The sequence below is a fragment of the Novosphingobium sp. CCH12-A3 genome, from assembly GCF_001556015.1.
In the GTDB taxonomy this organism is placed as follows: Bacteria; Pseudomonadota; Alphaproteobacteria; order Sphingomonadales; family Sphingomonadaceae; genus Novosphingobium; species Novosphingobium subterraneum.
Genome location: NZ_LSIA01000105.1, coordinates 1 through 24,668, shown reverse-complemented (window position 1 = coordinate 24,668; position 24,668 = coordinate 1). Strand labels below are relative to the sequence as shown.

Annotated in this window: 19 protein-coding genes; 13 read left to right on the top strand and 6 right to left on the bottom strand. The window is 64.7% G+C overall.

What is annotated here, in order from left to right; translation table 11 throughout:
• Window positions 1-35: 35 nt before the first annotated feature.
• On the top strand, window positions 36-929 hold the full coding sequence (locus AX703_RS07705) for an iron-containing redox enzyme family protein (RefSeq protein WP_052242390.1): 894 nt from the start codon (window positions 36-38) through the stop codon (window positions 927-929).
• 60 nt (window positions 930-989) lie between these two features.
• Window positions 990-2,264: a 3,4-dihydroxy-2-butanone-4-phosphate synthase gene (gene ribB, locus AX703_RS07700; protein WP_062343511.1), complete on the top strand. Its 1,275-nt coding sequence runs from the start codon at window positions 990-992 to the stop codon at window positions 2,262-2,264.
• 25 nt (window positions 2,265-2,289) lie between these two features.
• Here the strand turns inward: ribB and AX703_RS07695 are convergent, their stop codons facing one another.
• A complete protein-coding gene (locus AX703_RS07695) occupies window positions 2,290-3,156 on the bottom strand; it encodes a MaoC family dehydratase N-terminal domain-containing protein (RefSeq protein WP_062343510.1) in 867 nt (288 codons plus the stop codon).
• Entirely contained in the window at window positions 3,156-4,736 is a 1,581-nt protein-coding gene (locus AX703_RS07690; RefSeq protein WP_062343509.1) for an acyl-CoA dehydrogenase family protein, read from the bottom strand. Before AX703_RS07690 ends, AX703_RS07695 begins: the two co-directional genes overlap by 1 nt.
• A gap of 52 nt (window positions 4,737-4,788) precedes the next feature.
• Here AX703_RS07690 and AX703_RS07685 point away from each other — a divergent pair, with 52 nt between their 5' ends.
• From AX703_RS07685 to AX703_RS07675, 4 genes are read left to right on the top strand one after another with little or no spacing between them, the layout of a single operon-like run.
• Window positions 4,789-5,244, top strand: coding sequence for a MarR family winged helix-turn-helix transcriptional regulator (locus tag AX703_RS07685; RefSeq protein ID WP_062343508.1), 456 nt, complete (start codon window positions 4,789-4,791; stop codon window positions 5,242-5,244).
• Window positions 5,231-5,605 (top strand): hypothetical protein, encoded by a 375-nt coding sequence (locus AX703_RS28265; protein WP_231735444.1) that lies wholly within the window; start codon window positions 5,231-5,233, stop codon window positions 5,603-5,605. The genes AX703_RS07685 and AX703_RS28265 overlap by 14 nt, the downstream gene beginning before the upstream one ends.
• Window positions 5,515-6,300, top strand: a complete 786-nt coding sequence (locus AX703_RS07680) for an HlyD family secretion protein (protein WP_369820999.1) — start codon at window positions 5,515-5,517, stop codon at window positions 6,298-6,300. Before AX703_RS28265 ends, AX703_RS07680 begins: the two co-directional genes overlap by 91 nt.
• Complete coding sequence (locus tag AX703_RS07675; protein WP_062343507.1) at window positions 6,287-7,807, top strand: DHA2 family efflux MFS transporter permease subunit; 1,521 nt, start codon at window positions 6,287-6,289, stop codon at window positions 7,805-7,807. The genes AX703_RS07680 and AX703_RS07675 overlap by 14 nt, the downstream gene beginning before the upstream one ends.
• Window positions 7,808-7,949: 142 nt before the next feature.
• Here AX703_RS07675 and AX703_RS07670 read toward each other — a convergent pair whose 3' ends face one another.
• A complete protein-coding gene (locus tag AX703_RS07670) occupies window positions 7,950-8,813 on the bottom strand; it encodes a bifunctional 5,10-methylenetetrahydrofolate dehydrogenase/5,10-methenyltetrahydrofolate cyclohydrolase (RefSeq protein ID WP_062343506.1) in 864 nt (287 codons plus the stop codon).
• Between the two features lie 43 nt (window positions 8,814-8,856).
• A complete protein-coding gene (locus AX703_RS07665) occupies window positions 8,857-10,392 on the bottom strand; it encodes a phosphomannomutase (protein ID WP_062343505.1) in 1,536 nt (511 codons plus the stop codon).
• 293 nt (window positions 10,393-10,685) lie between these two features.
• On the opposite strand from AX703_RS07665, the gene AX703_RS07660 reads away from it, so the two are divergent.
• From AX703_RS07660 to AX703_RS07645, 4 genes are all read left to right on the top strand, one after another.
• Entirely contained in the window at window positions 10,686-12,410 is a 1,725-nt protein-coding gene (locus AX703_RS07660) for an ABC transporter transmembrane domain-containing protein (RefSeq protein ID WP_062343504.1), read from the top strand.
• A 3-nt stretch (window positions 12,411-12,413) separates the two neighbouring features.
• On the top strand, window positions 12,414-13,562 hold the full coding sequence (locus tag AX703_RS07655) for an efflux RND transporter periplasmic adaptor subunit (protein ID WP_062343503.1): 1,149 nt from the start codon (window positions 12,414-12,416) through the stop codon (window positions 13,560-13,562).
• Window positions 13,559-14,947 (top strand): TolC family protein, encoded by a 1,389-nt coding sequence (locus AX703_RS07650; protein WP_062343502.1) that lies wholly within the window; start codon window positions 13,559-13,561, stop codon window positions 14,945-14,947. Before AX703_RS07655 ends, AX703_RS07650 begins: the two co-directional genes overlap by 4 nt.
• 80 nt (window positions 14,948-15,027) lie before the next feature.
• Window positions 15,028-17,244 carry a TonB-dependent receptor gene (locus tag AX703_RS07645; protein WP_062343501.1) on the top strand — a complete coding sequence of 739 codons (2,217 nt, stop codon included), beginning with the start codon at window positions 15,028-15,030 and terminating at the stop codon, window positions 17,242-17,244.
• Window positions 17,245-17,299: 55 nt separating this feature from the next.
• On the opposite strand, the gene AX703_RS07640 is transcribed toward AX703_RS07645, so the two are convergent.
• Window positions 17,300-18,790: an ATP-binding protein gene (locus tag AX703_RS07640; RefSeq protein ID WP_062343500.1), complete on the bottom strand. Its 1,491-nt coding sequence runs from the start codon at window positions 18,788-18,790 to the stop codon at window positions 17,300-17,302.
• 76 nt (window positions 18,791-18,866) lie between these two features.
• Here AX703_RS07640 and AX703_RS07635 point away from each other — a divergent pair, with 76 nt between their 5' ends.
• The 3 genes from AX703_RS07635 (at window position 18,867) to AX703_RS07625 (ending at window position 23,556) form a co-directional block, all read left to right on the top strand.
• Window positions 18,867-21,029: a sensor histidine kinase gene (locus AX703_RS07635; RefSeq protein ID WP_062343499.1), complete on the top strand. Its 2,163-nt coding sequence runs from the start codon at window positions 18,867-18,869 to the stop codon at window positions 21,027-21,029.
• Entirely contained in the window at window positions 21,029-22,675 is a 1,647-nt protein-coding gene (locus tag AX703_RS07630) for an EAL domain-containing response regulator (protein WP_039334579.1), read from the top strand. The genes AX703_RS07635 and AX703_RS07630 overlap by 1 nt, the downstream gene beginning before the upstream one ends.
• Window positions 22,676-22,785: 110 nt before the next feature.
• Window positions 22,786-23,556, top strand: coding sequence for an SDR family oxidoreductase (locus AX703_RS07625; protein ID WP_062343498.1), 771 nt, complete (start codon window positions 22,786-22,788; stop codon window positions 23,554-23,556).
• Window positions 23,557-23,703: 147 nt separating this feature from the next.
• Here AX703_RS07625 and AX703_RS07620 read toward each other — a convergent pair.
• A partial coding sequence (locus AX703_RS07620; RefSeq protein ID WP_156451963.1) for a TonB-dependent receptor domain-containing protein occupies window positions 23,704-24,668 on the bottom strand: 965 nt, incomplete at its 5' end.

The window sequence follows — 24,668 nt, the reverse complement described above, 5'->3', positions numbered from 1 at the left end:
ACGGAACAGGCGAGTGGAAATTCCGTTTGCCTTTCATGCAGATAGATCTCGACCAGCGAAGCACCACTGGCCCCCGGTTCCAAAGCGACACGATCCAGCAGACGCTGGCCCGCTGGAACCGCGAGCGGCTGAGTCCACAGTTTCCGTCCGACGACTGGAACCAACATTTCGAACACGAAGCGCAGATGCGCTATCTCGAAACCTCGTTTCTCGAGGAACTCCGCGCCGAGGTCCGCGAGCGCGCAGGCGAAGCGCCAACCGATGTCGACGGCTTTGTCGAATGGTTCGAAGACCTCAAGCAAACCGGTCCCGGTCAGGGCGATCCGCTGTTCCCCTGGCTCGCGGAAAACGCCGATGAAGCGCAACTGCGCTGGTTCTTCGAACAGGAAGCGGCAGGCGAAGCTGGGTTCGACGATCTTGTAGCCTATACGCAGGTCAAGCTCCCGGTCAGCGCCAAGCTCGAACTTGCTCGCAACTACTGGGACGAGATGGGCCGTGGCAACGTGCGCGGCATGCACGGACCGATGCTCAACGATTTGGCCATGACCATGGGCGTGGAACCGACCATCGAGAACACCGTGTGGGAGAGCCTTGCTCTAGCCAACGCGATGACGGGCATGGCTACCAATCGCGGTTTCGCCTGGCATTCGGTCGGCGCGCTTGGGGTGATCGAACTGACCGCTCCGGGCCGTTCGGCCATGGTGGCCAAGGGTCTGCGCCGCATCGGCCTGTCCGACCGTGAACGCCGCTACTTCGATCTTCATGCCGTGCTCGACGTGAAGCACAGCGAGGACTGGAACCGCGAGGCGTTGCGCCCGCTCGTCGAGGAAGACCCGCGCCGTGCGACGGCCATGGCCGAAGGCGCGCTGATGCGTCTGATGTGCGGTGAGCGCTGCTTCGCACGTTATCGTGCGACACTCTGGGGATAGCTTCACATCACGATGTGATTTCTGTTGACCTGTGCCATCGCGATGTGACAAACGCGACTCATGGCACAGGACATTGTGGCGCGTGCGCGCAAGCTCATCGAGGATCGGGTCATTTCGCGGGCAGCGCTTGCCCGCGCGGCAGGTCTGCACCCCAACACCTTGCGCGACGCCCTGTCGCCTGACTGGAATCCCACGGCAGATACGCTGACCAAGCTCGAACGGGCGATGGACGACAGTGACGATGAGGACTTCGCGCTGGCGACGGTCGAGGAAATAATTGCCGACGTCCGCAATGGCCGCATGGTCATCCTCGTCGATGACGAAGACCGCGAGAACGAAGGCGATCTGGTCATCCCGGCACAGATGGCAACCCCCGAATCCATCAACTTCATGGCCACCCACGGCCGCGGGCTGATCTGCCTGTGCCTCACGTCCGAACGCGCCGACAAGCTCGGCCTCGAACTGATGAGCCGCAACAACGGCACGCGCCATGGCACGGCCTTTACCGTCTCGATCGAGGCGCGCGAGGGCGTCGACACCGGCATTTCCGCAGCGGACCGCGCCCGCACCGTTGCCGTGGCGGTCGATGCCACCAAGGGTCGTGACGATATCGTGACTCCGGGCCACGTCTTTCCGCTGATCGCCCGCGACGGCGGTGTCCTCGTCCGCGCCGGCCACACCGAAGCCGCGGTCGACCTGCCGCGCCTCGCCGGCCTCAACCCCTCGGGCGTGATCTGCGAGATCATGAACGACGATGGCACGATGGCGCGCCTCAACGACCTCATCCCGTTCGCCCGCAAGCATGGCCTCAAGATCGGCACGATCCGCGACCTGATCGCCTATCGCCGCCGTCACGACCATCTTGTCGAATGCCTCGACCAGGCACCGTTCCACACCGATTACGGCGGCGAGTTCACGATAAAGACCTATCGCAACAAGGTCGACGGCTCGGTCCATCTCGTGCTGCAGAAGGGCCACATCGTGCCCGACACACCGACGCTGGTGCGCATGCACTCGATCTCGGTCCTGTCCGATGTGCTCGGCCAGCCGGGACCGCGCAAGCGCATCCTCCAGCGCGCCATGAGCGAGATTGGCGAGGCAGGCTCAGGCGTCATCGTGCTGCTGATGCCCACCGATCCCGAACAGCTGATCCGCGAGGTCGGTGGCACCGCGGGGCACGACATGGAACTGCGCAGCTACGGCATCGGCGCGCAGATCCTTGCCGACCTCGGCATTCACGACATGATCCTGCTGACCAACTCGCACCACAACCTCGTCGCGCTCGAAGGCTATGGCCTGAACATCGTTGGCGAGCGGGCGATTCCCGCAGCCTGAAGCTTCGGCACGAACGACGAACGGTTCAGGTCTTGGCGCTTGCCGCCATGACCTGACGTCCATCGGCGGCAAAGGCGGCGAGTTCGACCGCGCCCCCATCCTCGCGCATTACCAGATGCAGCGCCTCGCCGCAGATCGCTGGCGAAAGCCCCCGAAAGGCAAAGCTTTTCAGCGCGTTGTCGCCCAGCTCTGCCTGCGCCAGATCGAGCAGGAGCGTCGCCGTCAATGGCCCGTGCACGACCAGCCCGCGATAGCCTTCGACTTCCACGGCATATGTCAGGTCATAGTGGATGCGGTGGCTGTTGAAGGTCAGCGCCGAATAGCGGAACAGCAGCGGCTCGTCCGGAGTGAGCGCGCGGTGCGCGGTCCATGACCCCGGATGGAAGGTGCCCTCCCCCAACGGCGGCGGGACCAAGGGCAAGCCAGCGGCGGCGGCATCGCGATAGACCACGCTCTGCACTTCGCGCACGGCCAATTCGCCATAGCACAGCGTCTCATGAGCAACATCCACGAAGACCAGCGCTCCACTGGCACCCCGTTTTTCAGTGATCGCCGCAACCGAAGACCGCCGCTCGACCGCCGCGCCAAGCACGAGCGGCGCAAGAAACTCCACCTTGCTCGACGCCCACATCCGGCGCGGCAGCGGCACCGGCGGCAGGAAGCTGTCCTGGCTGTCATCGCGCAGCGGATGACCGTCAGCCCCCAGCGCCGATGTCGGCGCATCGGGCGTGCACAGGCACCAGTGGAAGCCTTGCGGCATGGTCCCGTCGGGGGGCGCCGCGCGATCGAGCGTTGCCAGCCAGCGCGCGGCAAGTCCGGCGTCGGCGCGGTCAACCCGCCGCTCGGTCCGGCCAATCCACGCGTCCCACCGATCCCCGGCCACGTCACCCATCAATTGCGCCCTTCCAGCAGCCCGCGCGCGATGACCTGCGCCTGTATTTCCGCCGCGCCTTCGAAGATGTTGAGGATGCGCGCATCGCACAGCACCCGGCTGATTTCATACTCAAGCGCATAGCCGTTGCCGCCATGGATCTGCAGCGAGGCATCGGCGTTGGACCATGCCGCGCGCGCCGCCAGCAGCTTGGCCATGCCGGCCTCGATATCGCAGCGCTTGCCTGAATCCTTGGCGCGGGCGGCGGCGTAGGTCAGTTCGCGCGCAAGGACCATGTCGACCAGGCTCATCGCCAGCTTGTCGGCCACCCGCGGAAACAGGACGATGGCTTTGCCGAACTGCTTGCGGTTCAGCGCGTAGTCCAGCCCCAGTTCCAGCGCGCGTCTTGCCACGCCGACTGCGCGCGCGGCGGTCTGGATGCGCGCACCCTCGAAAGTCCGCATCAGCTGCTTGAAGCCCTGCCCCTCCTCGCCGCCCAGCAAGGCATCGCCCGGCGCGCGCAGGCCATCGAACTGCAGCGCATATTCGCGCATCCCGCGATAGCCGAGAACCTCGATCTCGCTGCCGCTCATGCCTGCCACCGGGAAAGGTTCATCCTCCGTCCCGCGGGGCTTGGGCACCAGCAGCATCGACAGCCCGCCATAGCCCTTGGCATCTGGGAGCGTGCGGGCCAGCAAGGTCATCAGGTCCGACCGGGCGGCATGGGTTATCCATGTCTTCGCGCCATCGATCACCCAGCCCTCGCCCTCCCGCCGTGCGCGGGTTTGCAGTGAGCCGAGATCGGACCCGGTATCGGGTTCGGTGAACACCGCCGTCGGCAGGACCTCCCCGCTGGCGATGGCTGGAAGCCACTGTGCCTTCTGCGCCTGTGTCCCGCCCAGCACGATCAGCTCGCCCGCAATCTCGGAGCGCGTGCCGAGCGACCCGGCGCCGATCCAGCCGCGTGAAAGTTCTTCGGTGACGAGGCACATCACCAGCTTGCCAAGACCAAGGCCGCCGAACGCCTCGGGGATGCACACCCCGAACGTGCCGAGATCAGCCATTGCCCGTACCGTTTCGTCCGGAATCAGCGCATTGGCGAGGTGCCACTTGTGGGCGTGGGGCACGATCTCGGCATCGGTGAAACGGCGGAACTGGTCGCGGATCGTATCGAGATCGGCATCGCCGAGGCCTTCAGACGGCCACTGCCCCGCGGCAAGATTGCTTGCCACTTCGGCGCGCGCTTCGGCATGGTCAACTTCGAGCAGGCCGGCGCAATCCTGCGCCAGTTCGCGTGCTTCGGCAGTCAGCCCCAGATCGGCCGGGCGCAGAATCTCGTTCTGGCCCATGGGCAGGCCGCCCACCATCTGGCCCAGCGTCTCGGCGAAGGCCAGGCGGGCCACCGCTTGGTCGAGCGCAGAGCCAGACCGTTCGGCCCATTCCGCCACTGCCTCAAGCGCGGCAACGCTTGTCGCGATCCAGGCAAGGCCGTGGGCGGCACGCTGATGCTCATCGATCCGCGCGCCTTCCAGCCGCCTGGCCAGGGGCCCCTGCGCCGCTGCCTGATAGCGGCGCGCCGCGCCCAATTCCTCCTCAAGCATCCTGTTCTTTTTCCGGATTGTAGAATGTAAGCATTGCTATTATCGCCACGGCATGAAAGTCAACGTGGCCTTCTTGTCATCTGACGTCGGGCGCCTGTTCCGCAAGCGCTTTGCCGCCAGTGCCCAGCACTTCGGCGTGACCGGACCGCAGTGGCGCATGCTGGCCGCGATCCAGCGCGATCCGGGCACCAACCAGGGCGCCCTGGCGGGCTGGCTTGAAGTTGAGCCGATCACGGCCGGACGCATGATCGACCGGCTCGAGAAGATGGGGCTGGTCGAACGGCGCGATAACCCCGCCGACCGGCGCTGCTGGTGCCTCTATCTTACTGCGAAGGGCGAGGAGCTGATCCGGTCGATGACGCCGCTGGCGCAACAGGCCATCGGCGATGCGGTTTCCGGCCTGACGGATGAAGAACACGCTCAACTCCTTTCGCTGCTCGAACGTGTGCGCAGCAACCTTTCCGATGACCCCACTCCCGAAGCGAACCTGATCCATGGCCGAGGCTGATCCCTTTCCCCCCCAGAACGCACCTGCCGCGCAAGCCGCGAAGGAGCACGTTGGCGAGACCCGTTCGAGGCGCTCCCGCACGATCCTCATGGTGCTCGGGCCCGTCGTCGTCGTGGCCGGCGCGCTGTGGTACTGGTTCGGCAACCAGGGCACCGTCTCCACCGACAACGCCTATATCAAGCAGGATATCGTCGCCGTCGCCGGCGAGGTCAGCGGCCTGATCACCAAGGTCAACGTGCGCGAGAACAGCACGTCAAGGCGGGCGACGTCCTGTTCACGATCGACCCTGCCACTTTCGACGCCACGATCCGCCAGGCCGATGCGCAGATCGCCACGGCGCAGGCCAAGGTTACCGCCTTGAACGCCGACGTCGCCGCCAAGGCCGCGGCACTTGCCGCCGCCAACGACGACCTTGCCCTCGCCCAAGCCAACTTCTCGCGCGAGAAGGCGCTGATGGACAAGGGCTTCAACACCCGCGCTCGCATGGACGCGGCAGAGCATGCCGTGGCCGTGGCTCGCGACCGCATCGTCTCGATCCGCGCCGAAGTGGCGCAGGCCCGCTCGGAACTGGCCACCGGTGCGCAGGTGCCGGGCGTCAATCCCGCCATCGCCGCCGCGCAGGCCAATCGCGCCAAGGCCACTCTCGACATGGAGCGCACGGTCGTGCGCGCGCCCGCCGATGGCGTGGTCACGCAAGTCACGCGCCTGCAGGTCGGCCAGATGGTCTTTCCCGGCGTGCCGATGGTCTCGATCGTGCGCGACGGCAGCGCCCGGGTGGACGCGAACTTCAAGGAAACCGACCTGAACCACATGCGTCCCGGCCAGCCGGCCGAGATCGAGATAGACGCCTATCCCGGACTGAAGCTGAAGGGCCACGTCGAATCCATCGGAGCCGGCACGGGTTCGGAATTCTCTGTTCTCCCGGCGCAGAACGCCACCGGCAATTGGGTCAAGGTGATCCAGCGCGTGCCGGTCCGCATTGCCATCGACAGCAAGTCCGAGCGACCGCTGATCGCCGGCCTCAGTTCCGACGTCACCGTCCATGTCGGCAAGTAGCGCCGAGCAACCACCGCTGGTCTCGCGCAACCGGCCGCTGATGCTGGTCGGTTCGATGGCGGCGATGGTGATGTACACGCTCGACACCACGATCGCCAACGTCGCCCTGCCACACATGACGGCTTCGCTAAGCGCGACGCAGGATACCATCACTTGGGTCCTGACCAGCTATGTGCTGGCCTCGGCCGTGGCGCTGCCGCTGGCAGGCTGGCTGGTGGACAAGTTCGGCATCCGCAACATGATGCTGATGTCGGTGTTGCTGTTCACCGTGGCCTCGATGCTTTGCGGTGTGGCGCAGAATCTTGAACAGATGGTGTTTTTCCGGATCCTGCAGGGACTCGGCGGCGCGTTCCTCTCTCCCTTGGCCCAGACAGTCACGCTCGATTCCAGCACAGCGGCGGAACGGCCCCGGATGATGGGGCTTTATACCCAGGGCGTCATGCTGGGACCGATCACCGGGCCGATCATCGGCGGCTTCCTGACCGACAACTACAACTGGCGGTGGGTTTTCTACGTCAACCTGCCGGTGGGCCTGATCTGCTTCCTCCTGCTGTGGCTCTATCTTCCCAAGACCCCGACGCGGCAGCGGCGCGTGGACTTCACTGGCTGGCTGCTGGTGGCGCTGACAGTCTCGGCGCTTCAGCTGATCCTAGACCGGGGCCTGACGCTCGACTGGTTCGCCTCGGCCGAGATCGTGATTTACGCGGTCGTGGCCCTGGCCGGAGCCTGGCTTGCCGTGTTCCATCTTTCCGGCACGGCGCAGCCGCTGTTCCCGACGGCGCTATTCCACGATCGCAACTTCACCGTGGGCCTGGCCTTCATGTTCCTGATCGGCCTGGTGATGATGTCGGTCATGGCGCTGCTGCCGGGGTTGCTTCAGCAAATCTACGGCTACACTCCGCTGCAATCAGGCATGCTGCTGGCCCCGCGCGGCATCGGCATGCTGGCCTCGATCACCCTGTTCGGGCGGTTCATGACCAAGGTCGATGCGCGCGCCTTGCTGGCGCTGGGCCTGCTGCTGATGGGCGGCTCGATGTGGCTGATGACCGGCTGGTCGCTGGAGATGCCGCGCGGCCCGATCATCTTCGCCGGGCTGCTGCAGGGGCTGGGCCTGTCGTTCACGTTCATGCCGATGAACCTGATCTCCTTCGCCACGCTGCCGCCGCACTTGCGCACCGATGCCTCGAGCCTTGGCAACCTGATGCGCAACCTTGGTTCTTCCATCGGCATTTCGGCCGCTTCGGTGGAGCTTGCCCGCAACATCCAGGTCAATCACGCCGAGATCGGCGCGCATGTCACGCGCACCCTGGTGCCGTTCGATCTGGACCGGGTGACGGCCTATGGCGGCATGGGCGAGACAATGTTGCGCGTGATGGACGGGATGGTAAACCAGCAGGCCGCGATGATTGCCTACATCAACGACTTTTACGCAATGGCGATCGCCTGTGTTGTGGCCATTCCCCTGCTCATGCTGGTGCGTCCGGCAAAGCCAGCTCCGCCTCGCTGATCCTGTCACCGCTGAACAAAAAAATGGGGCCGACTTGCGCCAGCCCCTTTTGAAGTTTGGGAGAGGATGCCTGAAAGGCCTGTTCGCTATGCGAGTTCCTCCGGATTCAAGCAAATGAGAATAACGCCTCTAAATTTGCGTTTTATGCAACTGCAGCGCGCTTGGCAGCGAGGACCGTATTGCTGAGCAGGCAAGCGATGGTCATCGGACCGACCCCGCCCGGCACCGGAGTGACCGCCTTGGCGTGATCGAGTTCATGCGTCGCACAATCGCCGACGATTTTCGTGTTGCCATCATGATCGACGACGCGGGTGATGCCGACGTCGATCACCACCGCGCCGGGCTTCACCCAATAGCCGCGCACCAGATGCGGCGCACCGGCCGCGGCGACGATGATATCGGCCTTGCGCGCCACGTCGGGCAGGTCCTTCGTCTCGATGTGCGTTACCGTGACCGTTGCTTCGCGTTCGAGAAGGAGCATGGAGACAGGTTTGCCTACGATATTGGACTTGCCGATCACCACGACGTTCAGGCCGCGATAGTCGTCGATCACGCTATCCAGCAGGAGCATGACCCCCAGCGGAGTGCAAGGAACGAGGCCGCCCGTACCGGTGGAAAGGCGGCCGACGTTGACGGGGTGAAAGCCGTCGACATCCTTGCCGGGATCGATGCGATCAAGCACCAGAGCTGCGTCGATGTGCTTGGGCAGAGGCAACTGGACAAGGATGCCATGGACCTTGGGGTCAGCATTCAGCTCGTCGATCAGGGCCAACACCACGTCCTGCGCGGTGTCCGCAGGCAGGCGATGCTCGATCGAGCGGATGCCGGCCTTGCGGCACTGGGCAATCTTGCGACCGACATAGACCTCGCTCGCCGGATCGTTGCCGACAAGGATCACGGCAAGGCCGGGCGCATCGCCGCCCGCTGCGACGATTCCAGCCACTTCTGCGGCGGTGCGCGCCAGCACCTGCGCGGCCAGCGCCTTGCCATCGATAATCTGGGCCATTGCCTGTTCCTCAACCGATAATTTGTATGTGTTGCATACAATATTAGCGATGGGATGCGCCAAATGCAACCGCTTCGGGCACGACGTCTGCCAGCACGTGGGCCAGTGCCCGGGCATTCAGGTCGCGCGCCTTCTCCTCGGTCTCCGCCTCGCTGTAGCAGCGCAATTCCGGCGCATTGCCGGAAGGACGGAAATGGATGATCGCACCATCAGCAAAACTCATGCGATAGCCATCGGTCGTGTCGATGCCGGTGGGGAAGCCGGCAATCTCGCCGAACAGGCGGGCGATGCGGGCAAGCTGCTCGTCTTCTTCGCCGTGGCTGAGGAAGGCAATCAGCGCGGCGCTGTTTTCCTGCGGGAAATCGGCGACGCGATCGGAGAAGGTGAAGCGCGGCGGCAGTTCGGCGACGACTTCGGCCAGAGGGCGTTCCCTGGCATTCATCACCACCGCGATGATCGGTAGCAGGGCATCGCGCGTTAGCAGTGGCGCCAGATCGTCGACCGCGCTGCCGAGCAGGAACCCGCCATTGGCCTCGTAACCGCAAACCCGCGCGCTCGTGTCCGCGTCGGCCGCGTCCATCATCGCGCGGATCACGTAGGGCGAGCCGATGCGCGTGCGCACCACCTTTGGCGCCGCGCCGCTCAATTCCAGCACGGTGTTTGAGCTGACCGGCGTCACCACCACGTCCGCTGCCACCGCCCGCGCGCACAGCAGGCCGACGATGTCACCGCGCAGCCACGTCCCGTTGGCATCGGCCACCAGCGGACGGTCGGAATCGCCATCGGTGGAAATGATCGCATCGACCTTGTTCTCGGCCGCCCAGCTCGCAGCCAGTGCAATGTCTTCCTCGCGGATCGCTTCCGTATCGACCGGCACGAACACCGTCTCGCGCCCGAACGGCACGGCAGTGGCGCCCAGCGCCTCGACCGCCCTGACCAGCACATCGCGCCCCACCGCAGTGTGCTGATAGACGCCGATGGTCAGTCCGGTAAGCGCATCTGCCCCGAAATGACGGACATAGCGCGCGATGTATTCGTCCTCGACCGGCGTCACCTCGGGCAGGGGCACCGGCGCCAACAGGCTGTCATCGTTGCCGAAGCGCGAGGGATCGATCTTGACCCGCTGCCCGACGATGCCGGCCTCGTCGCTCTTCAGCACTTCACCGTGCGGACGATAGAACTTGATGCCATTGCGGTCGGCCGGAATGTGACTGCCCGTGACCATGATCGAAGGCATGCCCACGCCAGCGTTGTTCCCCATCGCATGGAACGCCAGCGCCGGCGTCGGCGTCAGCCCGCAGAACACCACCTCCCCGCCGCAATCACGCACCGCGGTGGCACAGGCGGCCAGGATGCGTGGCGTGCTGGTCCGGAGGTCACCGGCCAAGGCAACGCGATCTCCAGTGGAGAACTCTCCGATCTGGCGCAGATACTGGAGAAAGGCAGTGGCATAGGCATGGCACAGCTTGTCGGTCATGCTGGAGGCCAGCCCGCGCACGCCGCTGGTACCGAACGGGACCCCGCTCGACGCCATCAGTTCGGCCACGGTCACGCCTGCTTCAACGCCCAAGTCGTTCATTCGCCATCACTTTCCAGTTTCACCGCTTCGCACGAGACAGCCGCGCCAACGGTGCATGAGCGCGTGCGGCACGCCCTCGCTAGGTCGCGCCACACCCACCGAGGCGAACCGGAAGCCGTGGGTTCCGTTCCCGATTCACCGTTCGCACCGGCGCTTTATCCGCTCGAACGCTCCTCGTCTGCCCCCGAGCACACCTTGCAGGACAGCAAAAAAAGTTCACACAACGTTGGCACAAAGTCACCGAACCATCCCCATTTGTGCTGCAACTGCGAAGAACGGATTCTCGAGACACGATGGCAGCCCCCCAGACCGACGCGTCCGCACACGCGGAGCACCACCCTGTTCCCACCTTCCGCGACTTCTTCCGCTGGGCAGGACCGGTGCTGGGGCCGGATACGGCGTTCTTCCGTCTCGCATTGCTGTTCGGCGCGGCGATCTCGCTGCTCTCGCTGGCGACGCCGATCTCGGTGCAGTTGCTGATCAACTCGGTCGCCAACACCGCCATGCCGGCACCACTGCTCACGCTGGCCGCGATCCTGTTCGTCCTGCTGCTGATCTGGGGCGTACTCAGCGCATTCCGCGTCCATCTCCTTGCCAAGTTCGAGCGCCGCTTCTTCGCCCGCCTTGTCGCCGAGATCACGCTGCGCGCGGTTCATGCGCAGAACCCGTTCTTCGTCGATTCCCGCCGCGGGGACCTGTTCAACCGCTTCTTCGACATGGGCATCGTCCAGAAATCGCTGACCAGCCTGCTGATCGGCGGCTTCACCATCGTTCTGCAAAGCTTCGTCGGACTTGTGGTGACGAGCTTCTATCACCCGTTCCTCCTTGCCTTCAACGTGGTGCTGGTGCTGATCGTGCTGGTGATCTGGCGGATCTGGGCCAATTCCTCGATCGCCAGTGCCGTCGCGAAGAGCCATGCCAAGCACGCCACTGCGCACTGGCTTGGCACGGTCGGCGGGTCGAACGGCGTCTACAAGTCCAGCCGGCACATGGCCTATGCCATCCGGCGCTCGGAAGAGATGACGGCGGGTTATGTCGCGGCGCATCGCCACCATTTCCGCTACACCTTCGGCCAGACGATTGCCTTGCTCCTGCTCTATGCCCTGTCCAGCGCCGGCCTGCTGGCGATGGGCGGATGGCTGATCCTGCAGGGTGAGCTGTCGATCGGCCAGCTGGTCGCGGCAGAGCTGATTCTCTCCGGCGTGTTCTACGGCATCGCCCAGCTCGGCACTTACCTTGAAGTGCTCTACGAGCTTTCGGCGAGCCTGGAGGAACTGCACCTGTTCTGGGAAGTGCCGCAGGAAGCATCACCCAAGGACAACGCCGCCTGCCCGCCCGATGGCGCGATCCGCCTGCGCCAGGTCCACCACGGCGATCACTTGCTCGATTTCTCGGTGCCGAGCGGCGCGCAAGTCGGCGTGCTGGCCGCGCCCGGAGTGGAGCGAACGCTCGCCACCTTGCTCAAGCGGCTGGAAGTGCCGCGTTCGGGCATCGTCGCGGTCGGCGGGGCTGACCTCGCCACGCTCGACATGTATCGCCTGCGCTCGGACGTGATCGTGCTTGACCGGCCGACCATCGTCGAGATGTCGGTGCGCGAATACCTCGGCCTGGGAGACCCGACCCGTCCCGAGGCGCAGATCGATGCGCTCGAGATTGTCGGGCTTGCTAGGCGTGTCGGCTCGCTGCCGGGCGGTCTCGACGCTCTGCTTTCCAGCTCGGGCTATCCGCTGACGGTGGGCGAGACGATGGCGCTCAAGCTGGCAGGCGCTCTCGTCGCGCGGCCGCGCGTGCTGATGCTCTCACCACTCTACGACATGCTCCCGCCAGCCCGCCTGGAACGCGCGCTTGCCGCGCTGCGGCCCCACGGCACCACGATCCTGCAGTTCACCAATCGTCCCGAGGGTCTCAAGCGTGACTCCTGGCTGTGGCTTGGCCCTGACAGGCAGGCCGAGGGCCTGACCGTGGACGACGTGATGCATTTTGCGCACACGGCCCTTGGCGCAGGAGGGGAGGGCTGAGCCATGGCCGCCAAGACCTCTACCCACGGGCACGACCTTTCCGGCTTCGCCACGCTGTCGAGCCTGAAGGTGCCGCGCACCACCCGCACGCTCGGCCGCATGATCGCCATCGCTATCCCGCTGCTGCTGGTGCTGCTGTTCGCAGTCAAATGGGTGCAGACAGCTCCCGGCCGCGGCGATGTCATCGCGCTCAACCCCGAAGACCGCGTGCAGCAGGTAACCGCGCTCGTGCCCGGCCGCGTCGAGAAGTGGTTCGTCGTCGATGGCCAGCTGGTCAAGCAGGGCGATCCGATCGCCCGGATCATCGACAATGATCCCGACCTGCTCACCCGCCTCGCGGCAGAGCGCGAGCAGGTGGTGGCGCAGATTGAAGCCGCCCAGCAGGCGATGGCCACTGCCCGGCTCGACGTGAACCGCTCCTCGCAACTCTACGCCGAAGGGCTTGCCGCCCGGCGCGACTACGAGGCCACGCAAATCAAGGTGGCCGAACTCAACGCCAAGCTGGCCGAGGCCCGTGCCAAGCTGAGCAAGGTCGACATCGCGCTCAACCGCCAGTCGGCGCAGCTGGTCCGCGCCCCCCGCGACGGTCGCATCCTCTCGCTCAACACCGCCGCCGGGGCCACGCTGATCAGCGCCGGCGATCTCCTCGCCACGATCGCGCCAGAGCGGCAGCAGCGCGTTGTCGAGTTGCTGGTCGATGGCCGCGATGCCGCGCTGGTGCGCAAGGGGCAGGCGGTGCGGCTGAACTTCGAAGGCTGGCCAGCCATCCAGTTCAGCGGCTGGCCCTCGGTGGCGCAGGGCATGTTCGATGGCCGCGTGCTGACGATCGACCCTTCGGCCCAGCCCAACGGCCTGTTCCGCGTGCTGGTGGAACCGATGCCCGGCAAGCCCGCCTGGCCGAACGACAACTACGTCCGCCTCGGCTCCAAGGTGCGCGGCTGGGTCCAGATGGAAACGGTGACGATCGCCTACGAACTGTGGCGCCAGCTCAATGACTTCCCTCTGGAATTCCCCACCCCGGTCGATGCCGGGCCGCGCAAGGGCAATGGGCTCAAGGCCCTGTCCGACAAGGAGGAGACCAAGGGCAAGAACGACGCCAAGGGCGGAGCCTACGGCAGCGGCAGTTACGGCGAGGAAGAGGACGCGAAGTGATCGCCCGTTTCCTCGTCGCCCTGCTCGCCCTGCTCGCCTTGGGCGGCGCGGCGCGAGCGCAGGAGCTGACCCTGCGCGAGGTGCTGCAATCCTCGGCAACCCACGCGCCGCAAATCCTCGAGGCGATGGCCCGCCAGCGCCAGGCCGATGCCCGCCTGCTAACTGCCGAGGGCCAGTTCGACCTCGTCTTCAATGCCGAGGCGACGGCCCGCCCCCTGGGCTACTACAACGGATCCACCGCCGAGGTTTCGGCATACCGACCGCTGCAGAACAACGGCGGCCAGGTCTATGGCGGCTATCGCAAGTCGATCGGCGATTTCGCCTCGTACGAAGGCAAGTCCATCACCAACGAACTCGGCGAGATCAAGGCCGGCGTGCTGTTCTCGCTGCTGCGCGACCGGGTGATCGACGAACGGCGCGGCCGGCGCGAACTGGCCGGCTTCGATATCGAACTGGCCGAACTCGATCGCGATCTTGTCGCCATCGGCGTGCAGCGCCGCGCAATCGAGGCATACCAGCTGTGGGTCGCGGCGGGCCTGCGGGTGAAGATCTACCGCGAGATCTTCGAGCTCGCGCGCGAACGGCAGAGCTCGATCGAGCGCCAGATCGTCCTCGGCGCGCGGCCTTCGATCCTCGGCACCGAGAACCAGCAAAACATCGTGCGCCGCCAGGCCCTGCTCGTCCGCGCCGAACAGGACCTGCAACTGCAGGCCAACGCGCTCTCGCTGTTCCTGCGCGACGGCCTTGGCCAGCCGGTGGTCCCCTCGCCGGATCGCCTGCCCCCGCGCCAGGTTGACAACGTCACTCCCCGCCTTGTCGACCAGAGCAGCGCCATCGCCGCCCGGCCCGATCTCCAGGCGCTGCTCACCCGGATCGAGCAGACCGGCATCCGCGCCCGCCTCGCCGAGAACGAACTCAAGCCTCGGCTCGACGTCCGCGTGGAAGCATCGAAGGACTTCGGGGACGGATCGCCGGTGCGCCGTCCGACCGAGGGCATTTTTGGCCTGCGCTTCTCGGTCCCGCTCGAACAGCGCGCCGCCAAGGGACGCATTGCCGAAGTGGCGGCAGAGCAAGATGCACTGTCGCTGCGCCTGCGCCTGCTTGAAGACCAGATCGGCGTCGAGATCGCCAACTTGCGCACGCAGGTGACCGGCGCCGAAAAGCTGGCCGGGCTCGCCACCGCCGAAGCCGCCCTCGCCCGCAAGATGGCCGAGGCCGAGCGCCGCCGCTTCTCGCTGGGCGCCAGCGACTTCCTCGTCGTCAACCTTCGCGAGGAAGCGCTGGCCGATGCCACGATCCGCGAGATCGACGCCAATTACCGCCACGCCGCCTCGCAGGCGGAACTCGTCGCCGCGCTGGCCGACCGCGAGCAACTTGGACTCTAAGCAGAATTGCTGATGGCGTTCCTCCAAAGGTATAAACCACACGCGGTCTAGTTCGGGGCACCCTTCCCCGGAGCTTGCGAATGTCCGTCCTCGCCGCTGGCCTTTCTGCCGGCCTTGCTATCCTCCCCGCGCCAGCCGCCGATGTGCCCGCCGAAGCCGAATCGCAGGACGAGATCGTCGTCACCGCGCAGAAGCGGTCGGAAAAGGCGAGCGACGTGCCGATCTCGCTCTCCGTGCTCGGCGGCGAGAACCTGGAAGCCGCGCGCTTCGCCCAAGCTGACGACCTCGCCGCCCGCATCCCCAACCTGCGCTTCAGCGCGACGGTAGGCGAGAACACCCCGATCTTTGCGCTGCGGGGCGTATCGATGTCGGACTTCAGCCTCAACCAGGCCGGACCCGTCGCCGCCTATTATGACGAGGTCTACAAAGGCAACTTCGCGTTCCTCGGTCTGGCCCTCTACGATCTCTCACGCGTCGAGGTGCTGCGCGGGCCGCAGGGCACGCTCTATGGCAAGAACACCACCGGCGGCGCGATCAACTACGTTTCGGCCCGCCCGGTCTTCGCCAGCGAAGGCTACCTCAGGCTGGGCGCGGGCAACTACAATCGCCTCGAGGCGCAGGGCGCGCTGAACATGGTTCTCGGCCCGACCCTTGCTGCTCGCGTGGCCTTTACCGCCGCCAGCGCCGATGGCTGGTTCCGCAACCGGCTTGCCGGACAGCCGGACCTGTCCTCCACCCGCGAATACGGCATTCGCGGTTCGCTGCTGTGGCAACCGTCCGACAGCGCCGAGCTGATACTGCGCCTCTCGACCAGCCTGCAGCGCCCACAGAACTACGGCAACTATTCCAGGCCGCGCCCCGATGGCGTCGGCAACGGCGCTTACGAGGCCTACGGCCAGGGCAGCAGCTACTTCCGCGAAGGACTGGGAATTCGCGAGCTTGAGGCGAACTTCACCGCCCGCCGTCTCGCCCGCACCTGGTCGGCCGCCCTCACCGGCACCTTCAAGCTCAGCGATTCCATCACCCTGATCTCCGTCACCGGCTGGGACAAGGGCAGCCTCTATGTCCCCGAGGACACCGACGGCAGCCCGCGCCAAGTGCTCGAAATCCCCTACACCGATCGCGGCACCCAGTTCGGACAGGAACTGCGCCTCGCATGGGAGGGCGATGGCCCGCTGAGCGTCATCGTTGGCGCCCATCACCACCGCGAGGATCTGTTCAACGCGACCGACCTCAACTTCTGGACCGATCTTGACGTCGACGGCAACGGCCGCGTCGATGTGGACGACTGCACCGCCAATGCCAGCCTGTTCGCTTGCGTCATCTCCAATCGCTTCGATCAGGACAAGCGCAGCTGGGCCCTGTTCGGCGACGCCCGGTTGAAGCTCGGCGGCGGCACCACCCTACGCGGGGGCCTGCGCTTCACACATGACACAGGCCTGCAGGCCGGGCTGACCTCGGAAATCCGGGGCGTTGACGGTGTCCTCGTCGCCACGCCGATCGCACCGCTCGACCGCCGCTTTTCCGGCAACAACCTCTCCGGCAAGCTCGCGCTCGATCACAAGCTCGACGATGGCACGCTGCTCTTCGCCAGCTACAGCCGCGGCTACCGCGCCAGCGGGTTCAACGCCCAAGCCTTCTTCGATCCGTCCGAAGCGGGCGTCGCCAAGCCCGAAATTCTCGACGCCTTCGAAGCCGGAGCCAAGGCGCGGCTGGGCGGCATGGTCTCGGTATCGCTCACCGGCTTCTGGTACGATTACCGCAACCAGCAGTTCCTTTCGGTCAACCCGGTCGACGCGACGCAGACGCTGGTCAACCTCGATCGCTCGCGCATCTATGGCGCGGAACTTGAACTCGACGCGCGGCCCCTGCCTAACGTTTCCCTCAACGCCGGGCTCGGCCTGCTCCATGCACGGGCGACGCGCGGGGTAATCAGCGGCCTCGACGTGCGCGGCCACCGCCTGTCCAACGCCCCTGCCCTCACCGCCAATGCCGCGATCGACTGGACCGCTTGGGAAGCCGGCAACGCCCGCCTCACCCTCCGCGCCGATGCGTCTTATGTGTCCTCGCAATACTTCGAGATCGTCAACATCCCCCGCCTGCGCCAGGGCGGCTACGCCCTGCTCGGCGCCGGGATCGACTACGTTCGTGGCGACTGGACCGTGTCACTGTGGGGCCGCAACCTCACCGACAAGATCTACTTCACTTCGCGCATAGACCTCTCTGGCTTCGGCTTCGACTACAACCATGTCGGTACTCCGAGGACTTGGGGCGCGAGCGTGAAGCGAGCGTTCTGATCGTGTTGGGGGACTAGCGCGGGGCCGACAGAAGAAGTGGCGGTGCGGCTACTGCCTAACCTTTGGCCGGCACCGGAAACGCCAGCGTAAACGTCGAGCCCTTGCCTTCGGTGGTCTTTACCGAGATTCGGCCACCGTGGAGTTCCATGTAGAACCGCGCCGCGTGCAGACCAACGCCGCTGCCCTTGAAGCGGCGGGCGTTGCTCGAGCGGAAGAAGCGGTTGAAGAGCTTTGATAGCTCATCGGAGGGAATTCCGATCCCCTCGTCCGTCACCGAGACCATCACCTCGCCGTTGCGGGCAAAGCAGCGCACGCGGACCGGCTGTTCCTCAGGCGAATACTTGATGGCATTGCCGATCAGGTTGTCGAGCACGCGCAGCACCAGAACCTGGTCGAGCATCAGGTCGGGCACATCGTCCAGTTCGGCTACGAACGGGCGATGCGGATGTACCGAGCGCTGGGCGATAAGCGCGCGTTCCACCATCGGTCTGATGTTCGCCCGCTCGGGCTGGAAATCGACGCGGCCGTCCTCGATCGAGGCCCAGCCCAAGGTACGATCCACCGCCTCGGTCATGCGGCGCGCGGTGTCGCGGATCGTCTCGGCGCGTTCGGCGATCACGCTGCCGGGTTCCGCCAGACGGGCGATGCGACGGGCCGAACCGTCGATCACGCTCAGCGGCGTGCGGAAATCGTGGCTGGTCACCGACAGGAACTGGCGCTGCGTCTCGGCAATCGTGCGTTCGCGCGCCAGCGCCTTGTGCAGGCGGCGCTCAGCCCGGTAGGCCCGGGTCACGTCGGCCTGGCTGACCATGAGCGAAAGCCTGCCTGTCACCGGATCGGTCAGGCGGCGGAGCGTGACCTCGTGCATGCGGAAGGCCGATCCGGCCATGCGCAGGGTCGCTTCCGCACTGCCGCTTTCGAGCGCCCGCGCACGCAGGGCAATCGCCTCGTCGGGATGGGCGAACAGTGTCGCGAAGTTGTCCAGTCCCGGCAGGTTGGTGCCGTGCAGCCGGTTGATCAGCGCTTCGGCCGCAGGGTTGTGCATCAGCCACTGCCCGCCCTCGCTCAGCAGCGAGATCATCAGCGCCGATTGCCGCACCGCCTCGATCGCACGCGTCTCGAACGAGCTGTCCGCCACCTGCATCGGCGCATCGGCAGCATCGACCAGCAGCGCCATGCGCCCGTCCTCGAGCGCCACGCCATGCAGGCGGCAGTCACGCTGGAAGGGCTGGCCCTGCGGATAGAAGGTCCACCGCTCGCTGCGCACTTCGCCCCTCGCCAGCGCATGGCGCAGGTTCTCCAGCCGCTCGGCCGTACCCACGGCAGTGGGGTTCAGGTCCCGCGCACAGAGCGCCTTGAGGCTTTCAGCCCGCCAGAAGCGCAAGCCGGCGGGATTGGCCCAGACCATGCGCACATGATCGAAATCGTAGATCCACACCGCACGGTCGACCAGCGCGAGCAGGCGCAGCGCATCGCCGTGGCCCGGCGGCAGGTCCGCCGCCTGCGCAGAGTTGTGCCCTTCCGGCCTGTGTCTGTGCGCGCGCATATGGGATTCTGCTTAGAGCCGACAATCTAAATTTAGTATTTCCAAGGGTATCCGGCAGGTCAGCAAGGAACAACGGGTGTTCGCAGGACTCGCACGAAAAGGTCAAGGCAGGCAAACCACGCTGGCCCGATGGCTTGGCGCGTCCTATCTGCGTACCGCCGTCATACCGCTGTGCCTGATCGAACTGGGCTTTCTTTTGAGCTACTGGGCGACGGGGAACTTCACGTATCAGCAGAATGTCGCGACGGTAACGGCGGTCTCGGAGAAGTACCTGACGGACATTGCCGCGCGTGAATCGGCAAACATCACCGCCACTCTCGGTGGTGTCGAAGGCATGACGCGCCTTCTTGGCGCGGAAGCTGGCGAAGCGCTGGCTACGCCCTACGATCCGCCCCCAGAGGAAAAGGCACGGTATCACATCGGTTCGGACAGGGTATTCCACACAATACGAGGGCGCCCCGACGATGCTGCCGCATTCTACAGCGGCTATCACCCCGTCGGCGCGGACGAGATCGAAAAGGTCTGGCGCTCCACCCGGCTCGATCACACCATGCGCCACATCAAGGCTGCATCGCCGCTGGTGCGGCAGGTCTATCTCAATACCTGGGACAGCTACAATCGCATCTACCCGTACTTCGACGTGCTGAGCCAGTACGCGCCGAAAATGAACATCCCCACGTACAACTTCTACTACGAAGCGGATGCGCAGCATAACCCGAAACGCAAGGTGGTCTGGACCGATGCCTATGTCGATCCGGCAGGTTCGGGCTGGATGGTCTCGTCGATTGCGCCGGTATACAGCGAGAAGCGGCTGGAGGGCGTCGTGGGGATCGACATGACGCTGGATACCGTGGTCAGCCGCATCCTCTCGCTCAACCTGCCCTGGCAGGGCTACGCGATGCTGGTGGGGCGGGACGGAACCATACTCGCCCTGCCCCCGGCAGGCGAAAAGGATCTTGGGCTGACCGAACTCAAGGACCACAAATATGCTGATGCGATACGGTCCGATACGTTCAAGCCCGACCAGTTCAACATCACCCGCCGACCCGAGCTGAAGGCACTTGCACAGGCCGTCGGCAGTGGCTCCTCCAGGATAAGCCACGTCATGCTGGGCGGCCGCGACATGCTGGCCACGAATGCCAGGGTTGCAGGCCCTGGCTGGACGCTGGTGGTGCTGGCGCCCGCTTCGCAGATCCTGGCTGACGCCAATTCGCTGCACGATCAACTGGTCACTGTCGGCGTGATCATGCTGCTGATCCTGCTTGCCTTCTACGTGGTGTTCTTCGCCTTCCTCGTCTGGCGCGCGCGGGTGATGAGCCGGCGCCTCGCCCGGCCCTTGCGCGAAGTGGAGCAGCTCATGGACCGGATCGGTGCAGGCGAATACAACCAGAACGCGCCAAAGTTCGGCGTGAGCGAAGTCGACAACCTTTCAGGCCGTTTGGTGGAAATGGGCCAGAAGCTTGGCGAAGCGCATCAACGGATCGTGGCCCAGGAAGCCGAAGTGCGTCGTTCGTATGATACCGAACGCCGCATCACCACCGGCCAGAGGCGGTTCATCAACATCCTCAGCCACGAATTCCGCACGCCGCTCACCGTGATCGATAGCAGCGGCCAGATCCTGAAGCGGCGGGCGTCACGGCTTACGGAAGACACCGTCGTGGAACGGTCCGACATGATCCGCCGCGCCGTTTCGCGCATCCGTGACGTGATGGAAAGCGCGCTGCAACTGGTACGCATGGAAGAAGGGCAGACGACGTGCCGCCCTGCAGCGGTTGCTCTGGGTAGTATTCTGCGCGAAGCGGTTGCCTCGGCAGGCAGTGAGCGCGCCATTGAAATTCGCATTAACGACGACGTCGAGCGCACGGCCCTGTTTGTCGATCGCCAGCTGATCCACTCCGCGCTCGTCGCTATCCTCGAAAACGCCTGCCGATTCTCGCCGAGAGACGGCAAGGTGTGGATCGAAACGCAGATCGAAGAAGGGCGTTGCATCATATCGGTGCATGACCAGGGCCCCGGCATCCCGGCTGAGGAGCTCCCCCTGGTGCGCGAGCGCTTTTATCGCGGGTCGAACAGCACGGCCGTTCCCGGCGCCGGCACGGGCCTCTATCTTGCCAACAGCCTGATTGACGCCAACGGCGGGCTGCTCGACATCCAGTCGACGCCTGGACAGGGGACAGTGGTGAGTTCCAGTCTGCCACTGGCGACGGTCACGACGACCGAGTTCTGGGAGGCGGCGTGATGAGTGCATTCTCACCCAAGGACTTCCGTGTTCTCTGTGTCGAGGACGAGCCAGAGATCCTGCGCGACATTGCAGAGGAACTGGCCGACCACGGATTCCAGATCGACAAGGCGGAGAACGCCGAGGCCGCGCTTGCCCGGATGGACGAAGCATTGCCCGATCTCGTGCTTTGCGACGTGCAGATGCCTGGGATGAACGGCATCGAGCTTCTTGAAACCCTGAGGGCGCGCCGCAATGCGCAGTCGCTCGTGCCGTTCGTGTTTCTGACCGCGTTCAATGATCGCACGACAATGATTTCGGGTCGGCGTGCAGGGGCAGATGACTATTTGGTCAAGCCAGTCGATTATGACCTGTTGATCGCCACGGTCGAAAGCCACCTGCAGAATGCCGCCCAGCGCCATGCCGCAGCCCGGGAGGAACCGGACCCGGACGGACGTGCGACTTTCCTGGCCCGACTTTCCCGCGCCAGACCGGGCGAAGCGGTGGCAGTGGTGAAGATCGACAGCCAGCCCGAGTTGGCAAGCAGGTTCGAAGGACAAGGCGAAGGCCGGATCCAGACCTTGATCGACAGGATGGCGAGGCGGGCCGGTCTTGAAGTGTTCAAAGTGCACGGCCATGCCTGGGCGGTGATCGGCAACAGCCTCGCTGTTCTGGAGCAAGCCTTGCAGCCGCTGGTCGAACTCAAGGTTCGCGACAGCAAGCCTTTGACCTGGGTGCGGTCGCGTCTTTCCCTTTCGGCGGTGACAGCCGAGATCGGCATGGCAAAGTGCGGGGAACCCCTGCTTGAACGTCTGATGGAAGCCGCGCGACTTCTGCGGCGCGAGGGTGGTGGGCGACTGCTCCAGCTCGAAGGGGCGGCCATGTCCGACATGCGTCTGGCCAGTTCGATCCGTGCCGAGCTGATAACGGCGTTGCAACAGGGCCAGCTGCACGTCTGCTATCAGCCCAAGGTCTGCGCGGAGAGCGGACGTCCCTTGTCGGCCGAAGTGCTGGTCCGCTGGGAAAGCCCGTTGCTCGGGCATCTCTCTCCGGCAACATTCATACCCGTGGTCGAACGCGCGGGTCTGCTTTCGCATCTGACCGACTGGGTCCTGCGCGAAGCAGCGGTCGCGCAACTGGCTCTGGTGAAGAAGGGCCTCCCCCCTCGCCTGGCGGTCAATATTGGTGCATCCGAATTCACCCCCGATCTGCCCGCCAGGATTTCGCGGATCTTTGCCGATTATGGTGCGAGCGAGCATTTGCTTGAGGTCGAAGTGACCGAAACGTCGGTCATTACCGATACGCGACAGGCCGATTCCATCGTGAAGGCTCTGCATGCCCGCGGCATCGCCGTTGCTCTGGACGATTTCGGCACTGGTTACTCCTCGCTCGCCCACTTGCAGGCCTGCACCGTGGACACCATCAAGATCGACCGCAGCTTCGTGCAGCGCGTGGCGGAGTCTGGCCCCGACCAGAAGATCGTGCTGGGCATCATCGGTCTGGCCAAGATGCTGGGGTTGGAAACGGTGGCCGAAGGTGTCGAATTGGAGTCACAGCGGCGCTGGCTGGCAGAGAACGACTGCAATACGCTGCAGGGTTTCGTCATCTCGAAACCCCTCCGTTTCGACGAGTATTGCCAGCTGTTGCAAGCGTGGCCATCCTCCTGATGCGACGGATGCTGGCTGAAGCCGGTTGATCCGGGAAACCGCTGACCATCTCATGCAGTTCTCTTGCGAGCGCCCGGCATTCTGTCGGAGCTGCTGACGCGGAGAATTTCATGTCTGGCCAAATTGCCCTCGATCTCGACGACGCCCACACCGAGCAACCGAGCCTTGATGGCAAGCGGGTGGTCGTTACCGGTGGTACAACGGGAATTGGCCGCGCGATCGCCGTGCTTCTGGCCAGCGAAGGAGCATCCGTATTTATCTGCGGCCGTGACGAGCAGCATCTTGCCGATGCGCTCGAGCGGATCAACAACGTCGGGAAGGGCGATGGCGTTGCGGTCGATCTGGCACGGCCTGAGGACATGCGCCGGTTCTGGAGTGCTGCCGACGCAGCATTGGGCGGTGCGATCGATGTTGCAATCATCAACGCTGCAGTTCCCGCGCAGACCCCGATGGACGTCAACGAAGGGGAACTGCGCTATCAGTTGGAAACCGATCTGGTCGCCTATGTGGTTGCATCGCGGGAAGCGGCGCGGCGGATGGGGAACGGTGGCGACATCGTGTTGATCGGGTCGATGTCGGCAGTCTCTCGCGGCAAGGGCAGCTCGGTCTATGTCGCGGCAAAGTCCGGCGTCCAGGGCTTTGCCGCCGCATTCCGGGAAGAAATGGCACCCAAGGACATCAAGGTCGGCCTGATCGAACCGGGGCTGACCGGCGCCGACTTCCAGTATCCGGAGTACTCTGACGAAGATCAGCGCAAGGCCATCAATGCCCAGAAGATGCTTCGTGCAGAAGACATTGCGGTTGCCACGCACTTCATGCTGACCCAGCCTCGCCGCACAGCTGTCTCGCTAATTCAGGTGGAACCCCGCGTGGAAAGCTGAGCCGAAGATCCACAGGGAACCATCAGGCGGGGACTTCCGGAAACTTATCGTTCTGAGATTCTGGAATGCGAACGGGCGAGGCCAGATAGCCCCGCCCGCCCGTTTGCCGACTTGCCCTCATGCCAGTCGGCGAGGGAGTTTCTCCCGTCAGAACTTGACGCCGGCACGGACACCATAGGTGCGCGGATCGGCGAAAGTGACAGCACCGAACAGCCCGGTGCTTGCTCCGGTTACCACGAGGTTGTTCTCGAGGTTTTCGGCAAATGCGGCGAAGTAGAAGCGATCCTCCGGCGCTCTGTAAGTCACCGAGACGTCGGTCTTCGTCGCTGCCGGCTGGTAGAAGTAGGCAAAGTTGGCGAGGTCGGTCACTTCGTAACGGCTGCGGGCTGCAGTCTGTGCGTCGAACACGATGCGCCCTTCGCCGACCGGCAGGACATAGTTCGCGCCGGCAACCCAGCTCCACTTCGGGCTGCGATTCAGCGCACGACCGGCGAAATTCACCGAGCGGCGTACATTCGGCGTGACCGAAGTGTCATTGTAGGCAGGAGCATATTCGTCATATCGGGCATCGAGCCAGTTCAGTGCCAGCCTGACTGTCAAGCGATCCGAAGGCTGGATCTGAGCATCAAGCTCCACGCCATCAACCTTCGCCTTCGCAGCGTTGGTCGTAACCTGGCAAGGCCCACCGCAAATGTCGGACAGCTGCGAAAGCTGCAGGCCTGCATAGTCATAGTGGAAGATCGTGCCGTTGAGGCGGAATGCCGGGCTGAAGCGGAACTTGAAGCCTGCTTCATAGGCGGTGAGGGTTTCGGGATCATAGTAAAGCGCTTCTGCGGGCAATGCGCAGTTGGCACCCTTGCCGATCTCGCAGCCATCGTTGAAGCCACCAGCCTTGTAACCGGTGGAGACCGACGCGAAGATCAGGCCGAGCGACGTGTCGTAATCGACCCCCGCCCGCCAGGTCACGCGGCTGAAGGTGCGCTTGGCATCGTTGTTCTGGTTGATCTGGCGGCGGATGAAGTTGCCGATGCTATAGGATGTGCCGATGCTGTCGTAGTAGATCCTATGCAGGCCGGATCGGCTATGCCGTTGTTCCGTCAAACCCCACGGAG